This window comes from Umezawaea sp. (genome assembly GCF_057122925.1).
Window position 1 is genome coordinate 31,022 of the sequence record NZ_DBNGPQ010000043.1, and the last position, 20,449, is coordinate 51,470.

Consider the following 20,449-nt stretch of genomic DNA (forward strand, 5'->3'; position numbering starts at 1 on the left):
GTGCGGCTCACGGCTGCCGCCTCGACGTCGTGAGCCCCAGGATCAGCACGTCGAGGGCGGAGTCGACGGCCGCGTCCCGCTCGGCCTCCGGCAGGTTCGGCTGGAGGTCGAGCAGGATCGTGGACAGGCCGTGGACCGTCGCCCAGCAGGCCATCACCGCGGCCTGCACCGTCCCCGGCGTCGTGTAGCCCGCCTCGGTCAGCCGGGAGAGCGCGTCCAGGACCACCGTGTCGGGTTTGGGGCGGTCCTCGTAGCTCGGATCCGCGGTGTCCTCGACGAAACCGGGTGTCTTCGTGCCCGCGGGATCGCCGCCCATGGCCGTGGCGAAGAGGCCGGGCTCGTCCAGGGCGAACCGCACGTAGGCGCGGCCGACCTCGCGCAGGTACGCCTTCGCGGCCTCCGCCGGGTCGGCGGGCTCCTCGAACCGGGCGAGCCGGGCGAGCATCGCGCCGCCCATCTCGCGCAGCGCCTTCTGGGCCACGGCGCGCTTCAGCGCGCCCAGCGTCGCGAAGTGGCCGTAGGCGGAGTTCGGCGCGACGCCGACGACCCTGGCCACCTCCCGCAGGACGACCGCGTGCGGACCACCCGTGCGGGCCAGTTCCACGCCCGCTTCGACGAGCGCCGCCCGCAGGTCACCGTGGTGGTAGGTGGTGCGCTTCCGTCGCTGTTCCATGGGGAGATCCTGACACGCGCGGACGTGCCCCCCGTCCCGGCGGGCTGCCGTCGACGTCCTGCCGGGAGGGTTCGAGGACGTGGGGCCGCCACTTGACAACCGCGCGCCGCGCGAGTGAAACTCACACTGTCCAGATTGCATCCGGAACGCCGCGTCGTCGACCGCGCAGCCCTCGGCGGCGCGTGTTCCCGCACGGTGTTCCGGCGCGTTCTCGTCCCTCCCCCACGCCCCTCCTCGCTGGGGTCCGCCCTCACGCGCGGACCACCCGCACACCCCCGGAAAGCAGGTTCATCGCGATGACCGCGCCGACTTCGCCACCGATCGCGGCCCCGGAACGGCCCCGCCGCGCCTCCCCCGTCAGCTGGACCGCGGTGACGCTGATCTCCCTGGCGATCTCCGGGTACTTCGTCGGGCAGTACGCGGTGGGCAGCCTCGCGACCCTCGGGGAGCAGGGCGTGGGCCTGGCTTCCACCTACGCGAGCAGGCCGTTCCCCGTGCGGATCGCGTTCTACGTCCACATCGCCACGGCGGGAACCGCCCTCGTCGTGGGGCCGTTCCAGTTCGCGAAGGCCATCCGCCGCCGCTACCGGGCCGTGCACCGCTGGATCGGCCGCACCTACGCGGTGTCGATCGCGTTCGCCTCGGTCTCGGGGCTGGTGATGTCCGCGTTCAGCTCCGCCGCGTTCGTCGGGTTCTTCGGCTTCGGCACGCTGTCCGTGCTCTGGGGCTGGACCACGTGGCGCGGCTACCGCGCCGTCCGCGAGGGCGACGTCGCGAGCCACCAGGCGTGGATGATCCGCAGCTTCGCGCTCACCTTCGCCGCTCCCACGCTGAGGCTGTGGCTGGGGGTGCTGATCCTGTTCCAGGTGGCGCTCGGCGTCGGTGGCCCGGACGCGGAGGTGGACCAGCTGATGACCGACGCGTACGCCGCCGTGCCGTTCCTGTGCTGGCTGCCGAACATCGTCGTCGCCGAGATCATGGTCCGGCGCCGCAACCTCCCCGGCCTCCGGTTCTCCCCGTCCCCCTCGCCGCGGGGAGCGGCACGGGCCGACGCGGTGCCCGTCGAGGTGTGACCCGGAGTCCGTCCACGGTGGACCACCGTCCGTCCACCGTGGACGGCGCCCTCACGCGGGACGCCGCTGCCCGACCACGTCGGCGGCGGCCCGTGCGATGTCGCCGCGCAGGTGGCCCGCGCCCGCGGCCAGGACGAGGCCCGCCAGGACGGACGCGGTCGGCGCGACCACGGCGACGGCCGTCCGGGCACCCCACAGCTGCTCGGCCACGTCGGTGATCAGGGCGCCGCCGAGGCCGCCGACGAACGCCAGGTACAGGCCCACCACGGCGAACGCCGTCGCGCGGAACTCGGGAGGGGTCACCGAGGCGACGACGAGGCTCAACGGCACCAGGCCGCCGAACGTCATGGCCTGGGTGAACATCCCGATGAGCGTGAACGCCAGGATGCTGGGGGAGTAGGCCTGGAAGGCGAAGCCGACGCCGAGCGCGGCGAGCGCCCCGCCGGCCAGGAACAGGGCCGCCTTGGGGCTGCGGCGGAAGAGCCGGTCGCTGTGCACGCCCGCGAGCGCCGCGCCCGCCAGACCGCCGACGGCGCTGACGGCGGCGATCCCGCTGCGCGCCACGACCCCCTGCCCGAAGTGGTCTTCGAGGATGAAGCTCAGGTAGAGCGGAACCGTGGCCACGCACAGGCCGAACGCGCCGAGCGCGACCATGACGAAGGAGAAGGTGCGGATCTTCCTCAACCGCGCGAACGCGACGCGCAGCGGCACGGGCGTGGCGCTCGGGTTCGGCGACGGGTCGCCCCCGAGCAGCGCCTCCTGCTCGAAGTGGCCGCGGACCGGTTCGCGCAGCCGCAGGGCGCTCAGGCCGACGACCAGCCCCGGCACGGCGAGGAAGAGGAACGCCCACCGCCACGGCTCGTGCCCCTCGGGGACGAGCAGCGCGAAGATCCCGGCCAGCACCGGGCCCGCGATGATGCCGAGAGGTTGGGCCCCGCGGTGGATGCCGAGCACCCGGCCGCGGCCCGCGGGCGGGTAGGCGTCGGAGAGGATCGAGACCTGCACGGGCCCCTCGCTGGCCTTGCCGATGCCCGCGACGACGCGGGTCGTGACGAGCTGCCAGAAGCTCTGCACCACGCCGAGGAACGCGATGGCGGCGGTCCAGACGAGGGCGCAGAGGCCCGCGACGGTGGTGCGGCGGCGCCGGTCCCCGAGCCAGCCGAGGGGTAGTGCGCCGACGGCCACCATGACGCCGGCCAGCGCCGCGACCAGGGTGATCTCGGACGAGGTGAGGCCGAGCGACTCGCGGACGTCCGGTGCGAACACGCCGAACATCGCGTTGTCGACGCTGTCGAGGGCCTGGAACCCGGCGATCACGACGAGCGTCGTGCCCCCGCCGGCGGACACGACCTCCCGGAACCCCATCTCGGGTGCGGGCTCCGCGTCGCCGCCGGGTCCCGGCGCGGGGGGACGGCTGGTCACGGCACGGTCTTCTTCGGTCATCACGGCCCCTCAACGGCTCTGCTTCGGACGGCGTAGACAATGCTTGCCGACATTCTCTATGTTAGTCAGCATAGCGATTGGTCGGTAGGTCCGGCAGCACGTCGAGGAGAGGCGGTCCCGTGCGGGAATGGGAAGGTTCGGTCGCGTTCATCACCGGAGGTGCCCAGGGCATCGGTCTGGGCATCGCGCGGGCGCTGGGCGAACGGGGTGTGCGCCTGGCGCTGGCCGACGTCGACGAGGCGGCGCTGGAGCGCAGCCGCGACGAGCTGTCGCGGATCACGGCCGTCGAGGCCGTTCGCCTGGACGTGCGGGACCGCGCCGCGTTCGCCTCGGCCGCCGACGAGGTCGAGGCGAAGCTGGGCCACGTCACGCTGCTGTTCAACAACGCGGGCATCGCGCCGTACTCGCCGGTGTCGGAGCTGGGGTACGACAAGTGGGACCTGGCGCTCGGGGTCAACCTCACCGGTGTGGTCAACGGGATCCAGACGTTCCTGCCCCGCATGATCGAGCGCGGTCGGGGCGGGTACGTGGTGAACACCTCGTCGGGCTCCGGCCTGGTGGCGGATGCCTCGCCGAACGTGCTGTACGTGACCGCGAAGTTCGCGGTGGTCGGGCTGTCGGAGTCGCTGCGGTCGGCGGTGGCGCGGCACGGCGTCGAGGTCAGCGTGCTGTGCCCCGGCCCGGTCGCGACCGACATCGTCCGCAACACCCTGGCGGCGGACGAGGGCGTGGGCATCGGGTTGGGGGGAAGCGTCCGCGAGGCCGTCGAGGCCTACCTCGCTGGTGGCACCGACATCGACTCCGTCGGTGAGATGGTCGTCGCGGGCATGGAGGCCGGAGCGCTGTGGATCCACACGGACGACGCCGTGCGGCCCTACCTGGAGGCGCGGATGGCGGCCCTCCTGGAGTCCATCCCGGTCCCGACCGCCTGAGGGGGAACGCGGCTCAACCGGTGCGCTCGCGGGGTTTCCGGCCCGCGGCGGGCGGGGTGTCCCAGAGTTCGGCGAGGTCCTTCTCGAACAGGGCCGCGGCCGACCGCAGCGCCTCGTCGAGGTCGAAGCCGTCCGGGTCGACGCGCGCCTGGAGGTGGATCCCGAGCAGCGCCCCGTTGAGCACCCCCGCGAACGTCCGCTCCTTCGCCGTCGCCGTCCCGGGATCCACCCCCTCGGGGCGCTGCGCGCGCAACCAGCGCGCGAGGCCCTCCCGCCTCCGGGTGAGGAACGCCTGGTACTGACCGTGCACGGCACCCCTGCCGGTCATCGCCTCGGCCAGGATCATGAACAGCAGCGGCGCGTTCTCGTCGCGCACCAGCGCCGCGGAGTCCTCGAACACCTCGGCGAGCGGCGGCACGAACTGGTAGCGCTCCGGGGGCATCGCGCGGTCGATCGCGCGCTCGACGACGGCCATCACGAGACCGTCCTTGTTCGTGAAGTGCCACGGGATGGAGCCGCGGCTGATGCCCGAGCGCTCGGCGATGTCGACGAAGGACGTCCGGTCGAACCCGCGCTCGCCGAACAGCTCCTCCGCCGCGTCCAGGATGCGGCGGCGGCTCTCCTCGCCGATCTCGTCGATCCTGCGCCGTCGTGGGGAATTCACGCCGGTCATCGTACTGGTGAGCCGCACCGGTCGGTCTGCGCGGCCGAGTTCCGGCAGGTGGCCGCGATGCGGGGGAGACAACCGTCCGGAGTGGACTGCCGGACGGCGCGGTCCGGTCCGGGACGGTGTCCTTCGACCCCGCGGAGGCCGCGTCCGCGCACGGGGAGGACCCGGTCGAGGAGTACGCGGCCGTCTGCCGCGGGTGTCGCGGTCGGTCTTGCGCCGACCGACCGCGACACCTGTCAGCCGAGGCAGTCGCGGACGGCCCTGGCCAGGTCTGCCGCACGCGGGTCGTCGGGGCGGAAGTTCCAGTTGTTGGTGACGTAGCCGAAGCCGACGCCGGAGTCGGGGTCGGCGAAGCCGATGGATCCGCCTGAGCCGGGGTGGCCGAATGAGCTCGGCCCGGTCATCGGCATCGGCGGCGCCGCCCGCATGAAGCCCAGCGACATGTAGAACGAGCGGTCGGCCGGGATGTTCAGGCCCGGCGGCAGGCCGTGCATCGGTGTCCGGTCGGTGTGGACGGCCGTCATCGTCTCGACCGTCGCCGGGTTCAGCAGTCGCACGCCGTCGACCTCGCTCACCGTCGCGGCGTACATCCGTGCCAGCGAGTGCGCGTCCGCGACCATGTTGGCGGCCGGGAACTCCGCCGCGCGCCAGGCGCGCGAGGTGAAGTAGTCGGACGAGTTGTCGAGCGCCCCACCGAGTTCCGCCGCGCGCATCTGGACCGAGCCCGGCGAGTACAGCGCTCGCACCCAGGCGGTGACCGTGTCCGCGTCCAGCCCGGTCAGCCCGACCAGCCCGGTGATCAGCTCCTCCACGCTGAACGGTGCGGCGTAGTGGAGCGCGGCCACCCGGTCCTCGTGCTCCTCGGGCAGCCCGATCCACGCGCTCAGGCCGAGGGGGCGGGCCACCTCGTCGGCGAAGAACGTGCCCAGCGACCTGCCGGAGATCCGGCGCACGACCTCGCCGACCAGGAACCCGTAGGTGACGGCGTGGTAGACGTGCTCGGTGCCCGGCTCCCACAGGGGCGGCTGCTTCTCCAGCGCACGGATCACCGGGTCCCAGGCGCACGCCTGCTCGAACGTCAGCGGTCCGTCCAGGACCGGCAGCCCGGCCTGGTGCGACAGCAGCCAGCGCACCGGGATCCGCTCCTTGCCTGCGGCGGCGAACTCCGGCCAGTACCGGGCCACCGGGGCGTCCAGGTCCAGTTCACCGCGCTGCACCAGCAGGTGCGCGCAGATCGCGGTGGCGCCCTTCGTCGTGGACGCGACCTGGACGACGGTGCTGCCGCCCCACGGCCGGTTCGCCTCGCGGTCGGCGAGGCCTGCCCACAGGTCGACCACGGGACGGCCGCCGACGTAGACGGCGCACGCCGCGCCGACCTCGCCGACCTCGCCGGGGTCGCCCTCGAAGTTCGCGCGGAACACGTCGGCGACCCGGCCCCAGCCGTCCTCGACCAGGTCACCGCGCCGCTGGTCCTGTGTTGCGGTCATGCTGTCGATCCTTTCCGAGAAGGTGATGTGGTGATGACGGCCTACTCGCAGAAGACGCGCACCTTGGCGTCGGGCTGGTCGACGTCCAGGACGAGGTCGTCCAGGTGTTCCACGAGGGCTTCGAGCTGTTCGGGCTTGAGCTGCTTCAGGTCGATCGGCACACCCGACTTGGCCAACTCGGCGGACGCCCGGTCCAGTGCCTGCGGCGGGATCAGCGCCGCCAGCCGGACGCCCGCCCGCAGCAGTTGCAGCGGCACCCGGACGTTGATCCGCCCCGGCTCGCCGTTGTCCAGCGTGTCCACCTCCAGCCGCAGGTACTTCGCCCTGCCCCTCGGCCGCGCGTCGAGGTCCACCACCGCGGGCGGCTGGTCCCGTTCGAGCGCGGTGATGAGCCGCTCGGCCTCGTCCGCGGTGATCTTGCCCTCGGCCAGCAGGTCGAGGACGTCCTTGCGCTGCTCGTTCATCGCGTTCCCCCTACTTGATGGTGATGAGCACGGCCGTGCCGCCCTGCTCGATGTCGAACCGGGTGCCGGGCAGCGCGGAGACGAAGCGCCAGCCGCGCACGAGCGCCCGCGGCACGCTGACGTGGTGCAGGAGGCAGGCCACGACCGCCGCCAGCGCCACGACGGGGAGGAGCGGCAGCACGAAGGGGAGCAGCGGCACCCAGACCCTGATGGTGCGACCGCGCGGGCGGCGAACCCGCACGGTCACCAGTTGGGGCAGCACGATCAACCGTCCAGTTCGGACAGAGCCTGCTGGGCGTCGATCTCCCCGCGGCGCAGCCTGTCGATGACGTCGGCCCGCGATGGCGCCGGATCGGTCTCGACGAAGTCGAGCATCTGCGTGATCCGGTTCAGGCGGGACTTGATCGTCGGGTAGCTCACCCCGAAGATCCGCTCCATCTCCTTGATGGAGCCGTGGCACCGCACGAACGCCGTGACGAAGACCTGGTCCTCGACGGTGAGCTGAGCCAGTTGCGGCAGCTCGAACCCGCCCTCGATCGCGATGCCGCTGTCGGCCAGGCGCACCCGTTCAACCGTGAAGGGCCGACCACGGGTCAGATTCGTGAGTTCCTGCCAGTCCAGTGCCTCGTCGGCCATAGTTCAATTTATACCCGTCAAAACCTTAATTTTCAAGATGTGGATCTTAAGATAATTGAACCAGCCCTGGACGGTGATGGTCAGCGCCGGGCACACGGCCGCGACCTGCCGGACGTCGGAGGGGAAGGTCTCGGGGTTGTCGGGCAAGATCTCGGGTCGCCGGGGACGGCCTCGGGCTCGCGGTGGCCGCTGTCGCTGGACGCGATCGCCCCTTCGCCCGCGCGGATGACCTCGCCGCAGGCCTCGCCGTCGGCCGGCGCGACCCGGTGCCGCCCGCCGTGGGCGGTGGTCGGGTAGCGCGGCAGGGCGTGCGCCTCGTGCTCGACGACCTGATCATGGTGCTCATGGCCAACGGCGGCATCCGCGCCACCTCGAACGCGAACGCCGTGGCCGCCTCCCGCCGCTTCGCGGCACTGCTCGTCCGGTCGTTCGACACCGAGTCGTCCAGCGCGCCCCTGCCGCCCGTGGTCCACCTGCCGCTCACGGCGGTCATCTGACGCGCACGGGCCCGGTGCCCGTCGCGGAGCCGCTGCCCGACACCCGACCACGGCACGTCCAGCGCCGGCCGGGTGGCACGCGGACGCCCTCGCCAGGGCCGCTGACGCGCGTCCGCGTGCTCAGCGCGGGTGGACGAGGCCCGCCACGGCGGCGGTCACCGCGGCCCTGCGGTCGTCGACCGGGTCGTGCCCGGTCCCGGCCTGGAGCGCCTTCAGCGACCAGGATGCCGTGTCCCAGCTGATGACCAGCGCGATCACCATGGCCATCAGCTCCACCGCCGGGATGTCGGTGCGGACCCGACCCGCGTCCTGCGCGGCCTCGATCGCGGTGACGTTGCGCCGGTACTCCCGCACCTCGGCGTCGATGGGCTGCTGGCGTTCCAGCCCGGCCCACAGGTACAGGCGGGTGATGTGCGGGCGCTGCCGCAGCCGGTCGAACAGGGCGCCCGCGTAGTCGGGCAGGTGGCCCGCGTCGATCGAGACCGCCTGCGCCAGCTCGGACATGCTGTCGGCGACGACCCGGTCGAACAGCTCCTCCTTGGTGCCGAAGTGCATGTAGATCGACCGCTTGTTGGCCGAGGCGTTCTCGGCGATGCGGTCGACGCGGGCACCGGCCAGGCCGTGGGTGGCGAACTCCTCGACCGCCGCGGTGAGGAGGCGTCGCTTGGTCTCGGTGGCGTCGGGTGGCATGGGGCCATCGTACATAACCATCCAGGTATTTACATAGGACAGGCCGTCGTGTAGGAATGTATCTAGTTAGTTACCTACGGAGGAGTCCACATGACCCGCACCTGGTTCATCACCGGCACGTCGTCCGGCTTCGGCCGCCACCTCACCGAGCAGCTCCTGAGCCGAGGGGACCGGGTCGCGGCCACGGCGCGCCGCCCCGAGGTGCTCGACGACCTGGCCGTCCGCCACGGTGAGCGGCTCTGGCGCACCGGGCTGGACGTCACCGACACCCCCGCGCTGCGCGAGGCCGTCGACCGCGCCTTCGCCGACCTCGGCCGGATCGACGTCGTGGTCTCCAACGCGGGCTACGGCCTGTTCGGCGCGGCCGAGGAGGCCACCGACGAGCAGATCGACCGGCAGATCGCGACCAACCTCACCGCGTCGATCCAGCTCGCCCGCGCCGCCACCCCGCACCTGCGCCGCCAGGGCGGCGGGCGGTTCGTCCAGGTCGCCAGCGTCGGCGGCCAGATCGCCTTCCCCGGCATGAGCCTCTACCACACGACGAAGTGGGGCATCGAGGGCTTCTGGGAGTCCGCCGCCGCCGAACTCGCGCCGTTCGGCATCGGCGTGACGATCGTCGAGCCCGGCATGGCCCGCACCAACTTCGGCCAGGGCGGCTCGGTCTTCGGCCCCGCGCTGCCCGAGTACGCCGAAGGCCCGTCGGGGCGGCTGCGCCGCGCGGTCGCGGGCGAACTGCCCCCGCTGCCCGCGCCCGGTGACCCCGCGAAGATCGCGGCGGCCATCATCGCCTCCACCGACCAGGCCGAGCCCCCGCTGCGCCTGACGCTGGGCTCCGACGCGTACGCGCTCGCCACCGGCGCGCTGCGCGACCGCCTGCGGGCACTGGAGTCCGGACGGGACCTCGCGCACTCGACCGACGCCGACGACGTGACCGCCGCCGCGAGCAACTGATCACCACCGACCACGAAGGAGTCGGTCCCGTGTTCGCCTTCACCGGCAAGACCGTCCTCGTCGCCGGCGCCCCTGGGGCGCTCGGCACCGTGCTGTCCACCCGGTTCGCCCAGGCCGGGGCGAACACCGTCGTCGCGGCCAGGACGGGGGCCGACCGGAGCGCCGCCGCGCTGCCCGGTCCGGCGCTCGGGGTGCGCCTCGATGTCATCGACACGCCGCTGGCCTACGGCCCCGACGGGCGGGAACCGGTGCCGGTCGACGGGTTCGCCATCCCGCGCACGGCCACCTCGGACGAGATCGCCGACTTCATCCTGTTCGCCGCCTCCGACCGGGCGCTTCGCCACCGGCACCGAGATCGTCGCCGACGGCGGCTCCGGACTCGGCGCCGTCGCCTGACGGCCGACCGGTTCCGAGCGGGTGGTGCACCGCTACCCCGCTCGGCTACGCCGACCCGAACGTCCGCCGGTACCGGGCGGGGGTCACCCGCACCAGCCTGCCGAAGTGGTGGCGGAAGGTGACGGTCGAGCGGAAACCCGTCTCGGCGGCGATGCGGTCGATCGACCACGTCGTGCGCTCCAGCAGTTCCTTGGCGCGGCGGACGCGCGTGCGCAGCAGCCAGTCCACGGGGGTGGTGCCGACACCGGCGCGGAAGTGCCGGGTGAAGGTGCGCGGGGCCATGTTCGCGTGGGCGGACAGGTCCGCCACGCTCAGGTCGTCCGCGAGGTGCTCCTCGGCCCAGCGCAGGGTGTCGCTCAGCGCGTCCGCCCTGCCGGGGACGTCGTACTCGATGAACTGGGCCTGGCCGCCCTCGCGGCGCATCGGGGCGACCAGGAAGCGCGCCGTGGCGGCGGCGGTGGCGGCGCCGAGGTCCTGCTCCACCAGGTTGAGCGCCAGGTCGAGCGCGGCGGTGATGCCCGCGGAGGTGTAGACGCCGTCCCGCCCGACGAAGAGCTTCTCCCGCTGCACGTCGACGGCGGGGAAGCGGACGGCGAACTCGTCGGCCCAGTACCAGTGCGTGGTGGCCGGGCGGCCGTCGAGCACGCCGGTGGAGGCGAGGACGAACGAGCCGACGCACAGCGACGCCAGACGCGCTCCTCGGCCGTGCGCGGTCAGCAGCGCCGCGCGCACGGCGTCGGGCGGCGGGTCGAGGAACGACCCGTGCGCGGGGACGACGACGGTGTCCGCGGGCACGGCCCACGCCAGGGATCGGTCGGGGCCGAGGGTGTACGAGGGGACGTGCGCGGGCGAGGGGATGTGCGCGGGCGAGGGGCCGGGCACCGACGCGGTCACCACGGAGCCCGCCGCACCCGCCACGCCGACCTCGTAGAAGGCGGCGTCCGCGCAGTGGTTCGCCGTCGCGAACACCTGGACGACCATGGCCAGCTCGGCCGCCACGACCGTGTCGTACGCCAGGACGGCTACCCGGTGCATGGCGCGATCTTAACAGTATTCGTTGTTCGAGCCACTGGTTCGACCGGTGCGGGCTGCCCAGAATCGAAGGATGATCAACACTTCCCAGCAGACCGGCGGACGGCTGACGTCGAGCGATCTCGGCCTGTCCGGCCCCAGTGCCGTCGCCGACGCCGCGGTGGCCCACGCCGCCTCCCTCCTGCCCGACCACGTCATGGCCCACAGCGCCCGGAGCTTCCTGTTCGTCCGACCCACCGCCGCCGCGGCGGGGATGGAACCGGGCAGGGACTACGACGAGGAGCTGGTCTTCCTGATCTGCCTGCTGCACGACCTGGGCCTGTGCGAGGCGGGGAACGGGGAGCAGCGCTTCGAGGTGGACGGCGCCGACCTCGCCCGGAGCTTCCTGCTCGACGCCGGGGTCGACGCCGAGCGCGCCGCCGCCGTGTGGACCGGGATCGCCCTGCACACCTCCGACGGCATCGCCGCCGGGGTGTCGCCGGAAGCCGGTGCCGCCCAGCTCGGCATCGCCGCGGACATCGCGGGCGTCGGCCGCGCCGCCCTCCCCGACGACCTCGTGACCGCCGCCCTCCTCGCGTGGCCACGCCAGGACATCGGCTACACCCTGGCGGAGGACATCGCCGCCCAGATCGCCAGGACGCCCGCGAAGGCGTCGCCGATCAACTTCCCCGGCCACGTCGCCGCCATCGCCGGCCCGCCCGGTGACGTGGTCACCTGGTTCGACGTGGTCACCGCCGCGGGCTGGGGCGACCGGCCGTCCTACCTCCGTCCGGGTGCGGCGGAGGTCGCCCGCACCCCCGAACGGCTCGGGGAGCTGTTCGTCGAACGCCTCCGCGCCCGCGACCTCGACGGCCTGGTGGCGCTGTACGAAGCGGGCGCGCTCCTCGGGCGGGCCTCGGGTGACCCGGCCGTGGACCACGAGGCGATCCGCGCCGAACTCCGGGAACTGGTCCGGGCCGGGGTCGCCGTCGACCTCGTCCGCCGCTCGGTTCTGCACGGGCCGGGGCTGGCGCTGATGTCCCACACCGCGACGCTGACCGGACCCGACGGGGCCGCCACCGTCGTGGACACCACCGAGGTCGCCCGCCGACAGCCCGACGGCCGCTGGCTCTACGTGTTCGACGACCCGTTCTTCACCCGCGAGCCGTAGACGTCCCGTGCCGCTTCCCCGGCGCGCCTGCCGACAGCACCCGGTCACCGCTGTCGGTGACCGGGTGGTAGGCGTGCGTCCGGGCCCGCGATAGCCGTGGCTGAGAGTCCTGCGTCACATCTGGTCGCCCTCGCGCCGAAGACCGGCCCGCACCCGAACCAAACCTCCGATGCTCGCGGCGGCCGACACCGAACCATCCGGCCGCACGGCCACGAGATTAAGGCTCAAACGACCTCCGTCGGCTGACTGCGCCCGAACCCGCTGATATCTTTATTCACACGCCGGAAATGTGTGTGGATCGGGAGAGGCAGTAGCCGTGTGCGGTGGATCGCAGGAGTTCTAATGCGGTCGGTGCTTTTCTCGGCTCACCTGCGACGTTCGGGTCGGACCCGGCGGACTTCGGTGGGTAAATCTCTTTTCCTATTTCGGGTGCGGTGGTGCGAGTTCGGCGTCCGGCGAGTCCGCGCCGCGCGCGCCGCCCGTCAGGTGAGCTGAAGATTCGGATGGTTCCTCCACCCATGCACGTCAACCCGTGGATTCGCCGGTACCACCGCACGTCGCAGGCGGTCGCGCGCCTCGTGTGCTTCCCGCACGCCGGGGGAGCGGCGTCGAGGTACTTCTCCTGGTCCGCGGCGCTCAGCCCTGGGATCGACGTCCTCGCGGTCCAGTACCCCGGCAGGCAGGACCGCAGGGGCGAGCCGTTCGTCGAGGACATCGGGGTGCTCGCAGACCGGGTCCACGAGGCGCTCCGGGACGAGGACGACCTGCCGCTCGCGTTCTTCGGGCACAGCATGGGCGCCGTCGTCGCGTTCGAGGTCGCTCAGCGGGCCGAGGCGGACGGGCGCGAGCTGACGCGGTTGTTCGCGTCCGGCCGCCGCGCCCCGTCGAGCCACCGCGACGAGGCGGTGCACCTGCGCGACGACGAGGGGCTCGTGGCGCAGCTGCGCCTGCTGAGCGGCACGGATTCGGCGGTGCTCGACTTCAAGGGCATGGCGAGCCTGTTCCTGCCCGTGCTGCGCGCCGACCTCAGGGCTGTCGAGACCTACCGGGGTCGGACGGACGCGACCGTCCGGTGCCCCGTCACGGTCCTCGTCGGCGACGAGGACCCGCTGACCGGCATGGACGAGGCCGTCATGTGGTCCCGGCACACCACCGGCGCGTTCGACGTGCTGGCCTTCCAGGGCGGCCACTTCTACCTCGACGCACGGGAAGCCGAGGTGCTCGACGTGCTCGACCACCACTTCGACGCAGTTCGCGGAGCAGCAGGGGAGACGACCGCATGACCACTGTCGACCACGGTCCCGGCGGCCCGTCCGCGCGGACGCCCATCGGCAGACCCGCCGAGGAGGAGGTCGCGGCGCTCGTGCCCGGCGGACCGGACACGAGCGCCGCGTACCTCGTCCTGGTGCTCGGCGACCCGACCGCCGCGGTGGTCGACCAGGTCGCCGAGTACTTCGACGGGTACGGCGTCGCGGGCACGCGGTACGTGATCGGGGAGAGGGGCGCCGTCGTGCTCGTGCCCGACGGCGAGGACCTCCGCACGACCTGGCTCGTCGAGGAGTTCGGCGAGTGGCTCGACGGGCGGGCCTGGTGCGCCATGGCGAGCAGGCCGGGCACCGAGGTCCCGGCCGGGTACCGGGAAGCCGCGGACGTGCTGGACCTCGTCCTCGCGGCCGGGCGTTCCCCCGGCGTCTACGTCCTGGACGACGTGCTCGTGGAGTACGCGGTCACCCAGAACGACGCGGTGGCGAACAGCCTGGTGGCCATCATCGCGTCCCTGACCTCGTCGAGCAGCGTCTGGTACGAGACCCTCGCCGCGCTGATCAGGGCGGACTACAACCGCTCCCGCGCCGCCGCCGAGCTGCGCATCCACCGCAGCACGCTCGACTACCGGCTGCGCCGCATCGAGGAGCTGACCGGGTACGACCCGATGAGCAGCCGCGGGGTCCGGGTGCTCGGCGCGGCGATGACCGCGTACGCGCTCTCCGAAGCCGCCTAGGGCGGCGCGGGCCCGGTTTCCGTTCGACGGCTCGCGAACCGCGGCCCGGCCGCGTTCTGCCGGCACCGCAATACCGGTTCCGATCAGCGCTTGTGGTGATAAGGGAATCCCGTGAAGTAAATTCGGGCATCAACTCGCCACCTCTCGCGTCTCTTTTGGTGTTAGCTGACGGGTTATCTCGAATTCCGCATTCTGCGCATGGACGGACTTGCGCGACTTGTCATAGCGTCGAATTCACGGATCGGCCGTGCCGGATCCGTTCGGGCAGAGGGAGGAAATAGTGCCGATGAATTCCGGAAACGACCATGGTCAGGACTGGCAACGTCTGGTCCTGTCCCTCCTCGACGTTCGGGACGGACGTGGTTCGGTCGTCCTGCTGGAGGGTCCTCCCGGTATCGGCCGGAGCCGGATGATCGCCGACGCGCTCGCCGTCGCCGCCGAGCAGGGGATCCGGACCTGCTCGGCCCAGGCCGACGAGCTGACCCGCTGGACCCCGCTCGCACCCGTCGTCTCCGCCCTCGGCGAGACGATCTGGGCGCTGGCGGGCAGCCCGATGAAGCTGGCGGCGCAACTGCTGGGCAAGATCGAGGAACGCGCCGCGGCGGGACCGCTGGTGATCGCGCTGGACGACCTCCAGTGGGCCGACCAGATCACGCTGGCGGCGGTGCAGTCCTTCGTCGCGCACTTCCGCAACAGCCCGGTGGTGTGGCTGCTCGCCTGCCGGGACGGGGCCGGGGAGGCGATCACGGTCGGCAGGCTCTTCGACCGGCTGACCGCGCTGGGCGCCACCCGGCTGCGGCTGGAACCGCTGCCGGACGACGCCGTCGCGAGGATCGTCACCGACCACTTCGCCGCGCCCCCCGGTGACGACCTGGCCGAGCTGGCCGCCGGCGCGCGCGGCAACCCCGCCCTGCTGACGGAGCTGCTCGACGGCCTGCGCGCGGAGGACGCGGTGGAGGTCGGCGAGTCGGGGGCCCGGCTCACCACGCGCCGCCTGCCCCGCCACCTGACGTCGGCCGTCCGGACCAGGCTGGAGGGCTTCAGCACCGACACGATCGGCGTCCTGGAGATCGCCGCGATCCTCGGCAGGTCGTTCCGGCTCGCGGACGTGGCCGAGGTGCTCGGCCGGACGTCCGCCGACGTCCTGCGCGGCATCCGCGAGGTCCTGCGGGTCGGCCTGCTCGACTGCGACGAGCACGCGGACACCCTGTCGTTCAGCCACGACCTCGTCTGGCGGGCGGTGCACGAGACCATCGCCGCGCCGGTCGCCGCCGCGCTGCACCGCCAGGTCGGCCAGATGTTGTTGCAGCGCAACAACTCCGATCCGAAGGCGACGGCACACCTGGTGTCCGCCCTCGAAGAGGAGATGGCCAGGTACGAGACGGCGGGCGCGACCGGCGACGTGGCCAGGGTGCGCAGCGAACTCAGGGCGCTCGGCGTCCGCCGGAAGCACTGGACCCACGCCGAGCGCTCCGCCACCGGCTGGGACAGCCTCACCGAGACCGAGCGCCAGGTCACGGACCTCGTGGCCGAGGGGCTCACCAACCGGCAGATCGCCGCGCGGATGTTCGTCTCCCCGCACACGGTGCACGCCCACCTGGGGCGGATCTTCCGCAAGCTCGCGGTCAACTCGCGGGTCGAGCTGACCGGCCTCCGCTACCGAGTCGCCTGACTCCCCCTTACACCGATAGCAAGGAGTTGCAGTGCCCGACAGCCGGCTGGAAGTTCGGCGCGACTTCGTCACCGCGCCCTATGAGCTAGTGAGTGCGAAACACCAGCGCGACAGGTCGACCGTGACCGTCGGCGGGGTGCCGTTCGGCCCTGGCACGGTGACCCTGGTCGCGGGCCCGTGCGCCGTGGAGACGCCCGAGCAGACCATGGAGTCCGCGCTGATGGCGGCCGCCGCGGGTGCCGCCATGCTGAGGGGAGGGGCGTACAAGCCGCGCAGCTCCCCGTACTCCTTCCACGGCCTCGGCGAGGACGGGCTGAAGATCCTCAGCGACGTGCGGGACGAGACCGGTCTGCCGTTCGTCACCGAGGTGCTCGACACCCGTGACGTCGACCTCGTCGCGTCCCACGCCGACATGCTCCAGATCGGCACCCGCAACATGCAGAACTTCGCGCTGCTGCGGGCCGCGGGCGCGACCGGCCTGCCGGTGCTGCTCAAGCGGGGCATGAGCGCCACCGTCGAGGAGTGGCTGATGGCCGCGGAGTACGTCGCGGAACAGGGCAACCTCGACATCGTGCTGTGCGAGAGGGGGATCCGCACGTTCGAGAAGTCCACCCGCAACACGCTCGACATCAGCGCCGTGCCCATCGTGCAGCAGTTGACCCACCTCCCGGTGATCGTCGACCCCTCGCACTCCGGTGGCAGACGCGACCTGGTGTTCCCGTTGAGCAGGGCGGCGGTCGCGGTCGGCTCCGACGGGCTGATCGTCGACCTGCACCCCCGGCCCGAGGAAGCGCTGTGCGACGGACCGCAGGCCCTGGCACCGGAGGACATGGCGGAACTCGCCGGTCTGATGCGCGAGGTCCCGCTGCTCGCGGGCAGGCTCGTCGCCACCGCCCCGGCGGCGACCTCCAGCGGTGAGGGCTCCCGCCGATGACCCCCAGCGGAGTGGTGACCTGGCCGGACGAGCGGGCGGCGAGCTACCGGGCGCTCGGCCACTGGCGCGGCCGGGCGATCGGCTCGCTCGTCACGTCCTGGGCGGACTGCTACGGGTCCGACGTGGCCGTGGTCGACGAGCGCAGGAGCCTGACCTACCTCGACCTCGCCGCCGAGGTCGACGTGCTCGCGGAACGGTTGCTGGGCTTGGGTTTGCGCTCCGGTGACAGCATCGTCGTGCAGCTCCCGAACTGCGCCGAGTTCATCGTGCTGATGCTGGCCTGCACGCGGGTGGGCGTGGTGCCCACGATGATGCTGACCGCGCACCGCGAGCAGGAGCTGACCCACATCGCCCGGCACGTGGCGGCGAAGGCGGTCGTCGTGCCCGACCGGGTGCACGACTACGACCACCAGGCCCTGGCCCGGCGGGTCGCCTCGACCTGCGGCGGCGTCAAGCACGTCCTGGTGGCGGGCGACCACGTGGAGCCGGGCAACGTCGACCTGCGGGCGCTGGTCCGGCCCGACGCGGAGACGTGGGAGCGCAGGCGCAGGCTGGACGCGCTCGCCCCCGACCCGTCGAGCACGGCGCTGTTCCTGCTGTCCGGCGGCACGACCGGTGTGCCGAAGGTGATCCCCAGGACGCACAACGACTACGAGTACGGCGCGCGGCACAGCGCGCGGGTCTGCGGCTTCGACCGGAGCACCGCCTACCTGGTCGCGCTGCCCGCCGCGCACACCTTCCCGCTGGGCAGCCCCGGCCTCCTGGGCACGCTGATGAACGGCGGGCGGGTCGTCGTGGTGTCGTCCCCGCGACCCGAGGTCGCGTTCGAGGCGATAGCCACGCACCGGGTGACCGTCGCCGCGGCCGTGCCCGCCGTCGTGCAGCGGTGGCTCGAATCGTCCGAGTCGGCCGAGTGGGACCTGTCCAGCCTGCGGCTGCTCCAGGTCGGCGGGTCGCGGCTGTCGCGGGAGCTGGCGCTGCGCGTGGAGCCCGCACTGGGCTGCGCGCTGCAACAGGTCTACGGGATGTCCGAGGGGCTGCTGAACTTCACCCGGCTCGACGACCCGATCGAGGTCGTCGTCGCCACGCAGGGCCGTCCGATGAGCGCGGCCGACGAGATCCGCGTCGTCGACGAGCACGGGCGGCAGGTCGAGGACGGCGAGGCGGGCGAGCTGCTGGTGCGGGGCCCCACCACGATCCCCGGCTACTTCCGGGTCCCCGAGCACAACGCCGAGTGCTTCACCGTCGACGGCTGGTACCGCACCGGCGACGTCGTGCGGCGCCACCCGAGCGGCAACCTCGTGGTCGAGTCGCGGGTGAAGGACGTGATCAACCGCGGCGGCGAGAAGATCCACGCCGAGGAGGTCGAGGACGTCCTGAACCGGATGCCCCAGATCGCGCGGGCCGCCGCGGTGGCGGCACCCCACCGGGAACTCGGCGAGGTGGTCTGCGCCTGCGTGGTCCTGCGCGACGGCCGGACGCTCACCCTGGAGGAGGTCCGCGAGGTCTTCGCCGCCAGCGGTCTGGCCGCCTTCAAGTTCCCGGAACGGCTGGAGGTCGTGGACGAGATGCCGCTGACCCCCGTGGGGAAGATCCGCAAGCAGCGGCTCCGCGAGCTGGCCGCCGGGGTGCGGTCCGCCCGACAGGTGGAAGAGGTCGGGGCGTGACCCGCTACCACGAACCGGTTCCCGGCACGGCCGCGAACCGCTACCACGAGCTGGTGCTCGACGTCGCCACCGACCCGGTGGCCGTCGCGGCGCGGCTGGCCCGCTCGGGCGGCTTCGACCCGCACGTGGTCTACGAGGCCGGCGGCACCGCCACGTTCGCGGGCGGAGCCCTCGGCGAGGTCGTCGTGGACCGCCTCGGCGCCACCACGCGGTGGGACACCGAGCAGGAGAAGTGGCAGCCGCTGGACGTCCGGCCGCTCGACCTGGTCGAGGAGTTCCTGCGGGGCGTCCCGGTCGGCGACTGGCGGGCCTACGGCTACGCCGCCTTCGAACTGGGGCACCTCCAGTCGGGCCGGACGGACCTGGTCGGCGACGACGTGGTGCTGCACCTCGTCGTCCCGCACGTCGAGGTGAGGCTGGAGCGCGACCGGGCCGTGGTCCGGGCGACCGACCGGGACACCCTGGAGCGCGTCGCCGACCTCGTCCGCGCCGACGTGCCCGAGCCCGTCCACACCACCCGGCCGCTGACGTCGGACGACGACGGGGCGGAGTACCTCGACGCGGTGGCCTCGGCCGTGGAGGAGGTCCGCGCGCGGAAGCTGGACAAGGTCGTCGTGTCCCGCGTCGTCCCGGTCGACTTCGACGTCGACCTCGTCGGCACCTACGTGGTCGGCAGGCGGGCCAACACGCCCGCCCGGTCGTTCCTGCTGGACATGGGCGGCCTGGCCGCGACCGGGTTCAGCCCGGAGACGCTGCTGGAGGTCGAACCGGACGGCCGCGTCACCACCAGGCTGGTGGCGGGCACGTGCGCCCGCACCGGCGACGACGCGACCGACGCGCGGCTGCGCCACGACCTGCTCAACGACCCCAAGGAGGTCTTCGAGCACGCGATCTCCGTGCGCTCGGCGTGCGAGGACCTGGCGACGATCTGCCTGCCGGGGACCGCGCACGTCGAGGACTTCATGTCGGTGCGGCAGCGCGGCAGCGTGCAGCACCTCGACTCGACCATCACCGGGCGGCTCGACCTCGGACTGTCCTGTTGGGACGCGTTCGCCCGGCTGTTCCCGGCGGCGGCGGTCTCCGGCATCCCGAGGGACGCCGCGTACGAGGCCGTGCACCGGTTCGAGACCGAACCGAGGGGCCTGTACAGCGGAACGGTCTTCACCTGCGGCGCGCGGGGCGACCTCGACGCCGCGCTGGCGCTGCGCTCGCTGTTCCACAGCCGGGGCCGCACGTGGCTGCGCGCGGGCGCCGGGATCGTCTCGCGGTCCCGTCCGGAGCGGGAGCGCGAGGAGACCCGCGAGAAGCTCCGCACGATCTCGCGGCACCTGGTTCCGCTGACGCCGTACGAGGGAGGCACGTCATGACCGTCGTGAAGGCGCCGAACAGCGAGGCGCTGTCCGCGAGCGCGATCTCCGCGGTGTCGCACTGCATCACCACGATGCGCGCCGTGCGCCGCTTCCAGCGCGCCGACGTCGGACCGGAACTCGTGGACTTCGTGCTGCGGCACGCGATCCAGGCCGGGTCGGCGAAGAACCGCCAGCCGTGGCGGTTCGTGGTGGTCCGCGACCCGGCGCAGCGCACCAGGCTCGGCCAGTGGTACCAGCAGGGCTACCAGGACGTGCTCGCGTGGTCCCGCACCGAGGTGGTCCGCAACGACGCCGCACCCGACGAGGGGCGCGAGATGGCCGCGGCCGGCCAGTTGGCCGCGCACTTCGACGAGGTCCCGGTCGTGATCGTCGTGTGCTACCTGCCGACCCGGCGCAACCCGGCCGACTTCTTCAACGCCGCGTCGATCTACCCGGCCGTGCAGAACATGCTGCTCGCCGCCCGCGCCGTCGGGCTCGGGGCGACCCTGACCACGTTGCAGGCACTGGGCGGCATCACGCCCGAGGGCGACGCCGCCGGTCCGGTGTCGATCTACGACGAGCTCAGGCAGATCCTCGACATCCCGAGCGGGGTCGTGCCCGCCGCGCTGGTGCCGGTCGGCTGGCCGGTGGGGCGGTTCTCGGTCGGCAGGCGCACACCCGTGCCCGAGGTCGCCTACCGGGAGCGGTGGGGAGAGGCGTGGACCAGTGACTGA

The 20,449-nt window shown here is 72.6% G+C and carries 22 protein-coding genes; 13 read left to right on the top strand and 9 right to left on the bottom strand.

Annotation, left to right across the window (positions count from 1 at the left end):
• Positions 1 to 7: 7 nt before the first annotated feature.
• Complete coding sequence (locus AC156L_RS07860; protein ID WP_330873865.1) at positions 8 to 673, bottom strand: TetR/AcrR family transcriptional regulator; 666 nt, start codon at positions 671 to 673, stop codon at positions 8 to 10.
• Between the two features lie 296 nt (positions 674 to 969).
• Between AC156L_RS07860 and AC156L_RS07865 the strand changes: the two genes are divergently transcribed.
• Entirely contained in the window at positions 970 to 1,746 is a 777-nt protein-coding gene (locus AC156L_RS07865; RefSeq protein ID WP_330873866.1) for a DUF2306 domain-containing protein, read from the top strand.
• A gap of 51 nt (positions 1,747 to 1,797) precedes the next feature.
• Here AC156L_RS07865 and AC156L_RS07870 read toward each other — a convergent pair whose 3' ends face one another.
• Complete coding sequence (locus AC156L_RS07870; protein WP_330873867.1) at positions 1,798 to 3,189, bottom strand: MFS transporter; 1,392 nt, start codon at positions 3,187 to 3,189, stop codon at positions 1,798 to 1,800.
• 119 nt (positions 3,190 to 3,308) lie between these two features.
• On the opposite strand from AC156L_RS07870, the gene AC156L_RS07875 reads away from it, so the two are divergent.
• Positions 3,309 to 4,121 (top strand): SDR family oxidoreductase, encoded by an 813-nt coding sequence (locus AC156L_RS07875; protein WP_330873868.1) that lies wholly within the window; start codon positions 3,309 to 3,311, stop codon positions 4,119 to 4,121.
• A gap of 13 nt (positions 4,122 to 4,134) precedes the next feature.
• Here the strand turns inward: AC156L_RS07875 and AC156L_RS07880 are convergent, their stop codons facing one another.
• The 5 genes from AC156L_RS07880 to AC156L_RS07900 all read right to left on the bottom strand — a co-directional run bounded on the left by AC156L_RS07880 (position 4,135) and on the right by AC156L_RS07900 (position 7,306).
• Positions 4,135 to 4,785 (bottom strand): TetR/AcrR family transcriptional regulator, encoded by a 651-nt coding sequence (locus AC156L_RS07880; protein WP_330873869.1) that lies wholly within the window; start codon positions 4,783 to 4,785, stop codon positions 4,135 to 4,137.
• Between the two features lie 242 nt (positions 4,786 to 5,027).
• A complete protein-coding gene (locus tag AC156L_RS07885; RefSeq protein WP_330873870.1) occupies positions 5,028 to 6,278 on the bottom strand; it encodes a serine hydrolase domain-containing protein in 1,251 nt (416 codons plus the stop codon).
• 41 nt (positions 6,279 to 6,319) lie between these two features.
• Entirely contained in the window at positions 6,320 to 6,742 is a 423-nt protein-coding gene (locus tag AC156L_RS07890; RefSeq protein ID WP_330873871.1) for an SHOCT-like domain-containing protein, read from the bottom strand.
• 10 nt (positions 6,743 to 6,752) lie between these two features.
• Positions 6,753 to 7,004: a hypothetical protein gene (locus AC156L_RS07895; protein WP_330873872.1), complete on the bottom strand. Its 252-nt coding sequence runs from the start codon at positions 7,002 to 7,004 to the stop codon at positions 6,753 to 6,755.
• Positions 7,005 to 7,006: 2 nt separating this feature from the next.
• Entirely contained in the window at positions 7,007 to 7,306 is a 300-nt protein-coding gene (locus AC156L_RS07900; RefSeq protein WP_414719783.1) for a DUF2089 domain-containing protein, read from the bottom strand.
• Between the two features lie 380 nt (positions 7,307 to 7,686).
• Between AC156L_RS07900 and AC156L_RS07905 the strand changes: the two genes are divergently transcribed.
• The gene (locus AC156L_RS07905; RefSeq protein WP_330873874.1) at positions 7,687 to 7,875 is read left to right on the top strand and encodes a hypothetical protein; all 189 of its coding nucleotides are present in this window, start codon (positions 7,687 to 7,689) and stop codon (positions 7,873 to 7,875) included.
• Between the two features lie 120 nt (positions 7,876 to 7,995).
• Here the strand turns inward: AC156L_RS07905 and AC156L_RS07910 are convergent, their stop codons facing one another.
• Complete coding sequence (locus tag AC156L_RS07910) at positions 7,996 to 8,565, bottom strand: TetR/AcrR family transcriptional regulator (protein ID WP_330873875.1); 570 nt, start codon at positions 8,563 to 8,565, stop codon at positions 7,996 to 7,998.
• A 90-nt stretch (positions 8,566 to 8,655) separates the two neighbouring features.
• Here AC156L_RS07910 and AC156L_RS07915 point away from each other — a divergent pair, with 90 nt between their 5' ends.
• Both AC156L_RS07915 and AC156L_RS07920 read left to right on the top strand, forming a co-directional pair.
• On the top strand, positions 8,656 to 9,516 hold the full coding sequence (locus tag AC156L_RS07915) for an SDR family oxidoreductase (RefSeq protein WP_330873876.1): 861 nt from the start codon (positions 8,656 to 8,658) through the stop codon (positions 9,514 to 9,516).
• Positions 9,517 to 9,545: 29 nt separating this feature from the next.
• Positions 9,546 to 10,034, top strand: a complete 489-nt coding sequence (locus tag AC156L_RS07920; RefSeq protein ID WP_330873877.1) for an SDR family oxidoreductase — start codon at positions 9,546 to 9,548, stop codon at positions 10,032 to 10,034.
• Here the strand turns inward: AC156L_RS07920 and AC156L_RS07925 are convergent.
• Positions 9,958 to 10,947, bottom strand: a complete 990-nt coding sequence (locus AC156L_RS07925; RefSeq protein WP_330873878.1) for a GlxA family transcriptional regulator — start codon at positions 10,945 to 10,947, stop codon at positions 9,958 to 9,960. The genes AC156L_RS07920 and AC156L_RS07925 overlap by 77 nt on opposite strands.
• A 70-nt stretch (positions 10,948 to 11,017) precedes the next feature.
• Here AC156L_RS07925 and AC156L_RS07930 point away from each other — a divergent pair, with 70 nt between their 5' ends.
• The 8 genes from AC156L_RS07930 (at position 11,018) to AC156L_RS07965 (ending at position 20,449) form a co-directional block, all read left to right on the top strand.
• Positions 11,018 to 12,094 (top strand): HD domain-containing protein, encoded by a 1,077-nt coding sequence (locus AC156L_RS07930; protein ID WP_330873879.1) that lies wholly within the window; start codon positions 11,018 to 11,020, stop codon positions 12,092 to 12,094.
• 518 nt (positions 12,095 to 12,612) lie between these two features.
• A complete protein-coding gene (locus AC156L_RS07935; protein ID WP_330873880.1) occupies positions 12,613 to 13,377 on the top strand; it encodes a thioesterase II family protein in 765 nt (254 codons plus the stop codon).
• Complete coding sequence (locus AC156L_RS07940; RefSeq protein ID WP_330873881.1) at positions 13,374 to 14,093, top strand: PucR family transcriptional regulator; 720 nt, start codon at positions 13,374 to 13,376, stop codon at positions 14,091 to 14,093. The genes AC156L_RS07935 and AC156L_RS07940 overlap by 4 nt, the downstream gene beginning before the upstream one ends.
• A gap of 286 nt (positions 14,094 to 14,379) precedes the next feature.
• Positions 14,380 to 15,765, top strand: a complete 1,386-nt coding sequence (locus tag AC156L_RS07945; RefSeq protein ID WP_330873882.1) for a helix-turn-helix transcriptional regulator — start codon at positions 14,380 to 14,382, stop codon at positions 15,763 to 15,765.
• Between the two features lie 31 nt (positions 15,766 to 15,796).
• Positions 15,797 to 16,699 carry a 3-deoxy-7-phosphoheptulonate synthase gene (gene aroF, locus AC156L_RS07950; protein WP_330873883.1) on the top strand — a complete coding sequence of 301 codons (903 nt, stop codon included), beginning with the start codon at positions 15,797 to 15,799 and terminating at the stop codon, positions 16,697 to 16,699.
• Positions 16,696 to 18,366 (top strand): (2,3-dihydroxybenzoyl)adenylate synthase, encoded by a 1,671-nt coding sequence (locus AC156L_RS07955; RefSeq protein ID WP_330873884.1) that lies wholly within the window; start codon positions 16,696 to 16,698, stop codon positions 18,364 to 18,366. Before aroF ends, AC156L_RS07955 begins: the two co-directional genes overlap by 4 nt.
• On the top strand, positions 18,363 to 19,733 hold the full coding sequence (locus AC156L_RS07960; protein ID WP_330873885.1) for a salicylate synthase: 1,371 nt from the start codon (positions 18,363 to 18,365) through the stop codon (positions 19,731 to 19,733). Before AC156L_RS07955 ends, AC156L_RS07960 begins: the two co-directional genes overlap by 4 nt.
• Positions 19,730 to 20,449 carry a nitroreductase family protein gene (locus tag AC156L_RS07965; protein WP_330873886.1) on the top strand — a complete coding sequence of 240 codons (720 nt, stop codon included), beginning with the start codon at positions 19,730 to 19,732 and terminating at the stop codon, positions 20,447 to 20,449. Before AC156L_RS07960 ends, AC156L_RS07965 begins: the two co-directional genes overlap by 4 nt.